Raw genomic sequence first — 6,374 nt, forward strand, 5'->3', positions numbered from 1 at the left:
GCAGGCGGGCGACACGCCGGAGATTTCGTGAATCTTGCCATTCGGCTTGACTTGTGACAGGTGACAGGACTGTAATTCCATGTATGTCATTCGATCTGGGTCTGCCGCAAGAGCTCGATGAAGAACTCATGTGGCAAGAGCGTGCGCTGTGCGCTCAGACAGACCCCGAGGCATTCTTCCCTGAGAAGGGCGGATCCACACGTGAGGCCAAGCGAGTGTGCCTGACGTGCGACGTCCGTGGAGAGTGCCTCGAGTACGCCCTGGCACACGATGAGCGGTTCGGCATCTGGGGCGGTCTGTCCGAGCGTGAACGTCGCAAGCTGAAGAAGCGGGCTTAAGAGGCTGCGTTTTCCTCGTCCACTAGAGTCGCTCTACGTGGACGAGACGAGTGAGACGCGCCATTGGCTCGACGATCCACCGACCGTGGGCGCGATCCTCGTGGCCCACAACGGCGCGACCTGGCTTCCCAAGGTCCTCGCTTCATTTGCCCACATGTTCTACGCCCCGACCACGTGGCGCGTCGTCGATGTCAGCTCGACGGACGGCAGCGCGGACCTGTTGCGAGACTCGTTCGGGGCCGAGCGCATCACGTACGCCCCGTCCGGCACGGGCTTCGGTGAGGCCGTACGCCTCGCGCTCGAGTCGATGCCCCGTACGGACTGGATCTGGCTGCTGCACGACGACTCCTCGGTCCTGCCCGGCACCCTCTCGGGCCTGCTCGACACCGCGACCTCGGCACCCGACGTCGCGGCCGTCGGCCCCAAGATCCGTGAATGGCCCTCGCTGCGCCGCCTGCTCGAGGTCGGCCTGACGATCACCGCAACCGGCTCCCGCGAGACCGGCCTCGAGACCGGCGAGCCCGACGCCGGTCAGCACGACCGACCGCGCGACGTCCTGGCGGTCAACACCGCCGGCATGCTGATCCGCCGCGACGTGTGGGACGAGGTGGGCGGCCTCGACCCCAACCTCCCGCTGTTCTACGACGACATCGACCTCGGCTGGCGGATCGCCCGGGCCGGGCACCGGACGATGACCGCGCCGAGCGCCGTGGTGTTCCACGCCGAGTCGAGCCGGCGCGGCACGCGTACGCGCACCGCGGGAGACGTGCCGCACTGGGAGGAGCGCCGCGCGGCGATCTACACGCTGCTGGCCAACACCCCGATGCCGCTCTTCCTGTGGCAGTACTTCCGGCTGTTCTGCGGATCCCTCATGCGGGTCGCCGGGCTGCTGATGGGCAAGGACCCCGAGGCCGCGAGCGACGAGCTCCTGGCGCTGCGCTCGGCGTACACCCACCCCTTCAAGCTCCTCAAGGCGCGGAGGCGCAGGCGCGCGACCGCGAAGCGTCCGCACCGCGAGATCCGCCACCTGCTTGCGCCGTTCTGGCTGCCGTACCAGCACGGCTTCGACATGGTGCGGGACACCGCGACCGCCCTGATCAAGCCCGAGGCCGTCGAGACGGTCGGCCGCCGGTCGACGACCCTGGACCAGGCGCCCGACGAGGTCGAGGACCTCGACGACGGCCCGTCGCTGCTGCAGCGTCGTCCGTGGCTGGCCACGGTGCTGGTGCTCATCGTGCTCTCCCTCATCGCCGGCCGAGGCCTGATCGGCGGGAGCCTCAACGGTGGGGCGTTGCCGCCGGCTCCCGGCACCTCAGGGGGATGGTGGCAGCTGCTGTTCGGCCCCCGCCACGACGTCGGGCTCCCCAGCGAGACGTTGCCGCCGGTGTTCGCGCTTCCCCTCGCGGCGGTGTCGACGCCCGTCTGGTTCCACCCGGGTCTCCTGATCACGATCGTCATGGTGTTCTCGGTGCCACTCGCGGCCCTGACGGCGCACCGGTTCGGCCGCCAGATCAGCCCGCACCGCATACCGCGCATGGTGTGGGCCGTCTCGTACGCCTTGTGCGTCGTCGCGGCCGGCGCCGTGAGCCAGGGCCGCCTCGGCACCGTCGTCGCCCTCGTCGTGCTGCCGATCATCGCCAACACGGCGTGGCAGCTGGCCGAGAACCCCGGCTGGCAGCTCGCCCTCCGGCTCGGCATCTGGGTCGCGTTCGCGTCCGCGTTCGCACCCATCGTCCTGCCGCTGAGCCTCGGCGGCCTGCTGATCCTCTGGTACGCCGAAGGGCGCTGGGTCCGTGGGCAGCTCGTGATCGCGGCCGTGGTGCCGCTGGTCCTGCTCGGGCCCTGGCTGGCCCAGCGCGCCCTCCGTCCGTGGCGCATGTGGTGGGAGGCCGGTTACCCGTTGCCCGGATCCGCCACGGTGCGCGACATCGTGCTCGGCCGCGCAGGCGGACCCGGAGCGGCCCCTGAGTGGCTGACCGTCGGGGTGCTCGCGTTGGCGCTCGTGGCGCTGGTGCCACGCCGCACCCGCACGGGAGTTCTGCTCTCCTGGCTGGTGGCGCTGCTGGGGCTCGGTGCGGCGCTGGCGGGGACGCTCGTCACCTACTCGACCCACGCCGGTCCGGCCGACATCACCCCTTGGGTCGGCATCCCCACTGTCGTGTGGATCGGTGGCCTCCTGACCGCGATCCTGCTCGCGGTGCCGGCCGCGCTGTCCTGGCCCCGCCCCGTGCTCACAGTGGTCGTTGTCGTCGCGCTGGTGCTGCCGGTCGGCACTGCGGGCTGGTGGATCGTCCGTGGCGCCGCAGACCCGATCGACAACGGACGAGTCGATGTCGTACCGGCCTTCCTGGCCGAACGCCCCGGCGACACCCTGATCATGACCGGGAGCATCGACGACGGCGTCGACTACCGCGTCGTCGCCGGCGACGGTCCGTTCCTCGGCGAGGAGGCCGTGACGGCGTCATCGTCCGACTCGGCCCGGCTCACTGCCGTGGTGCGCCGCGTCCTCGCGCAGGCGACGGCCGCGGACATCGACGCGCTCGGTGAGCTCGGCATCGACTCGATCTACGCGCCCGACGCCGACACCGAGGTCAGCCGGCGGATCGACGCCGCACCGCGGCTCACGCCGGCCGGCAGCGACGAACCCGGGTCGCGGGTCTGGACACTCACCCCGGAACCGACCAACGAAGCGTCCGCGACGCCGTGGTGGCACCGCCCGCTGATCGGGGCCCAGGCCCTGGTCTGGCTGGTGGCGATCGTGCTGACCGCGCCGGTACGCCGTCGGGCCGCACCCGAACCGCTGGACGACCGGGAAGAAGCCGAGGTGACCACCGCATGAAGGACCTCCGCATCCTCGTGCTCCCGCTCGCCGCGGCCGCGCTCGTGCTGCTTGCTCTCGTCGCGCCGTCGAGCTCCGACTCGGCCCGTCCGCCGTCACGCGTGACGGTCACGGAGGCGTCGTACGCCTGCCCGGGTGGCTCGGTCATCACAGTCGCCGCAGGACAGGTCCGCCCCGGCACCGGTGCGACGGCCAACGTCCTCCCGGGCCGCGCACGCGATGCCAGGCTGGAGGACACCTCAGCCTGGCGTACAGCCGTGGTCGACGGCTCGGGCGTCATGGTCGAGCAGCAGGGACGGGCATCCGGCCCCGTCGGATTCTTCGCCGGCACAGCACCCAAGAGGGGCGGCGGCGGCCTCGTGGTCGGCTCGTGCCCGGGCGTCGTCGACGATGCCTGGCTGCTGGGCCTGGGGTCCGGCGGCAAGCACTTCTCGACGCTGATCCTGACGAACCTGGCCGACACGCCGGCCGCGGTCGACCTGTCGCTGTGGGGCCCCAAGGGCAAGATCGACGCCGTCGGGTCCGAGGGCATCGTCGTCAAGCCGTCGTCGGTCCGGCGGATCCGGCTCGACGAGCTGGCGGCAGGGGAGCGCGAGCTCGCGATGCACGTGCACCGGCGGCGCGGCTCGCTGTCGGCCGTCGTCAACGACAGCTCGACCTCGGTGTTCAGCGGCACCGAGCCGGTCGCCGCGACGCTCTCGCCCCGCCGCGAGCAGGTCGTCGGTGGGCTCGTGCAGGGTGCCGAGGGACGGACGCTGATGATGGTCAACCCCGGTCAGTCGACGGCGCGGGTCGACGTCAAGGTCATCGGCCCCAAGAACACGTTCACCCCCTCGGGCCTGGACCAGATCAAGGTCCGGGCGGGTGCCACGCGATCGGTCACGGTGCCCAGGTCGGCCGGCAGCGGCGCCCAGGCGCTGAAGCTGACCTCCGACCAGCCGATCTCGGCCACCGTGCGCATGGCGCCCGGCAACAAGGACTACGCCTACGCCGAGGCGGTGCCCGCGCTGTCCGGACCGGCGATCGTCCCGGTCGCGGTCGGCCCCAAGATCGGCGCGCCACGGCTCCTGCTGAGCGCCCCGGACGGCGCGGCATCGGTCGACGTCCAGGCCTACGACACCTCGATGCGGCGACTGGCCTCGAGCACGCTGAAGATCAAGGCCGGCACGACGACGTGGTCCCGGCTCGAGACCCGCGACGCGGCGTACTTCGTCGTCACGCCGCACGGCAGCGTCGTCGCCGCGGCGACGTACGTCAAGGGTGACGGCATCAGCTCGCTGGCTCTCACGGCGGCGCCGGTGACCGTGCTCAGCCCGCAGGTCCGGCCCGTTTCCTAGCGCGGCCGCGGGTCGAGGTCGTCGGGCGACATGTGCCAGACCTCGGCGAGCCGGTCGAGGACGACCGTCCACACGAGGTCCTCGAGGTCGTCGTTGCTGGCGCAGCGCTGGGCGATCGGGATGCGGAACAGCACGACGCGAGAGCCCTCGGCGCCGGGCGCGACGATGCTGAGGGGCACGTCGTCGGTCCATTCCGGCGGGAGCATGGGGGCTTCCTCGACGACGACCTCGACGTGGTCCGGCTCGACCGCGAAGTGCGGCTCGAGGGCGGAGAGGACGTCGCCGACGAGCAGGTCGAACGAGGCCCGGGCCGGGCGGTGCACCGGCACGCTGCGGGGTGAGAGCGGGCCCGGCAGGGCCATCGGGCCCCGGGGGCCACGGCCGCGCCGGTCGCGCATCCGGCCGGGTCGCGGACCGCTGACGGCGCCACCGAAGTGATCCATGCGGTGAGCCTAACGCGCGCGCTTCGGAGTGGGGGATAACCTCACCTCGTGGGTGCGGTGAGACGATGCACGCGATCTGCGTGCTCCCAGACGGCAGTGGCGACGCTGACCTATGTCTATGCGGACCAGACCGCGGTCCTGGGCCCGCTGGCGACCTACGCGGAGCCGCACACGTACGACCTGTGCGCCGAGCACTCGCAGCGCATGTCCGCACCGCAGGGCTGGAACGTCCTGCGCCTCGCACCGGACCCGGCCGCCGCCGAGCCCAGCCGTGACGACCTGCTCGCGCTGGCCGACGCGGTGCGCGAGGCCGGCCGTCCTCCGGCACCCATTCCCGATGGTCCACCCGCCCTTCGACTCGTGAGGCCCGAATCTTGATCGACCCCCGTCTGGCGGAGGTGGTCAAGGCGTACGACGTACGCGGCCGCTCGCCCGAACAGCTCGACCCTGCCCTGACCCGTGCCCTCGGCGAGGCCTTCGCCCTCGAGACCGGCGTCGCCGGCGGCGGCACGGTCGTGATCGGCCACGACATGCGCGACACGTCGCCACTCCTCGTCGAGGCGTTCTCCGACGGCGTACGCGCCCAGGGCGGCAACGTCATCGGCATCGGGCTCGCCTCGACCGACCTGCTCTACTTCGCCTCCGGTGACCTCGACCTGCCCGGCGCGATGATCACCGCGAGCCACAACCCGGCGGCATACAACGGCATCAAGCTGTGCCGCGCCGGTGCCAGGCCGATCGGCTACGACACCGGGCTCTCGGCGATCGCGGAGCAGGCCACCGAGTTCCTGACTCGCACCGAGCTGCCCGAGCCCACCGGCACGTACGAGGAGCTCGACGCGCTGAGCCGCTACGCGTCCTACCTCCACGAGCTCGTGCCGGTGCCGGCCCGCCGACGCCTCAAGGTCGTGGCCGACGCCGGCAACGGCATGGCGGGCCACACCGTGCCGTCGGTCTTCGCGACGCTCAACGTCGAGCTGACCCCGATGTACTTCGAGCTCGACGGCACGTTCCCCAACCACGACGCCAACCCGCTCGACCACAGCACGCTGGTCGACCTGCAGGCCACGGTCCGTGACACCGGCGCCGACATCGGCCTCGCCTTCGACGGCGACGCGGATCGCTGCTTCGTGATCGACGAGCGCGGTGACGTCGTCTCACCGTCGGCGATCACGGCGCTCATCGCCTCGCGCGCGCTGCTGACGACGCCGGGCGCGACGATCCTGCACAACGTCATCACGTCGAAGGCCGTGCCGGAGATCATCGCCGAGAACGGTGGCACCGCCGTTCGCACGCCCGTGGGTCACTCCCTGATCAAGGCCGAGATGGCGCGCACCGGCGCGGTGTTCGGCGGCGAGCACTCGGGACACTTCTACTTCAAGGACTTCTTCCTCGCCGACTCCGGGATGATCGCCGC

General features: G+C 71.4%; 6 protein-coding genes. 5 read left to right on the forward strand and 1 reads right to left on the reverse strand.

Annotation, left to right across the window (positions count from 1 at the left end; all coding sequences use genetic code 11):
- Positions 1-83 precede the first annotated feature (83 nt).
- From V6M46_RS18560 to V6M46_RS18570, 3 genes are read left to right on the forward strand one after another with little or no spacing between them, the layout of a single operon-like run.
- Positions 84-338: a WhiB family transcriptional regulator gene (locus V6M46_RS18560; RefSeq protein ID WP_056212467.1), complete on the forward strand. Its 255-nt coding sequence runs from the start codon at positions 84-86 to the stop codon at positions 336-338.
- Between the two features lie 37 nt (positions 339-375).
- Positions 376-3,177, forward strand: a complete 2,802-nt coding sequence (locus tag V6M46_RS18565; RefSeq protein ID WP_332667840.1) for a glycosyltransferase family 2 protein — start codon at positions 376-378, stop codon at positions 3,175-3,177.
- Positions 3,174-4,514, forward strand: a complete 1,341-nt coding sequence (locus tag V6M46_RS18570; protein ID WP_332667842.1) for a DUF5719 family protein — start codon at positions 3,174-3,176, stop codon at positions 4,512-4,514. Before V6M46_RS18565 ends, V6M46_RS18570 begins: the two co-directional genes overlap by 4 nt.
- On the opposite strand, the gene V6M46_RS18575 is transcribed toward V6M46_RS18570, so the two are convergent.
- Positions 4,511-4,957 (reverse strand): metallopeptidase family protein, encoded by a 447-nt coding sequence (locus tag V6M46_RS18575; RefSeq protein ID WP_332667844.1) that lies wholly within the window; start codon positions 4,955-4,957, stop codon positions 4,511-4,513. The genes V6M46_RS18570 and V6M46_RS18575 overlap by 4 nt on opposite strands.
- A 57-nt stretch (positions 4,958-5,014) precedes the next feature.
- Between V6M46_RS18575 and V6M46_RS18580 the strand changes: the two genes are divergently transcribed.
- On the forward strand, positions 5,015-5,335 hold the full coding sequence (locus V6M46_RS18580) for a DUF3499 domain-containing protein (protein ID WP_442880557.1): 321 nt from the start codon (positions 5,015-5,017) through the stop codon (positions 5,333-5,335).
- Positions 5,332-6,374: phosphomannomutase/phosphoglucomutase (manB, locus tag V6M46_RS18585; RefSeq protein WP_332667848.1), on the forward strand; the 1,043-nt coding region annotated here is incomplete at its 3' end. The genes V6M46_RS18580 and manB, both read left to right, overlap by 4 nt.

Origin of the sequence: Aeromicrobium sp., from assembly GCF_036676885.1 — a bacterium.
Lineage (GTDB): Bacteria > Actinomycetota > Actinomycetes > Propionibacteriales > Nocardioidaceae > Aeromicrobium.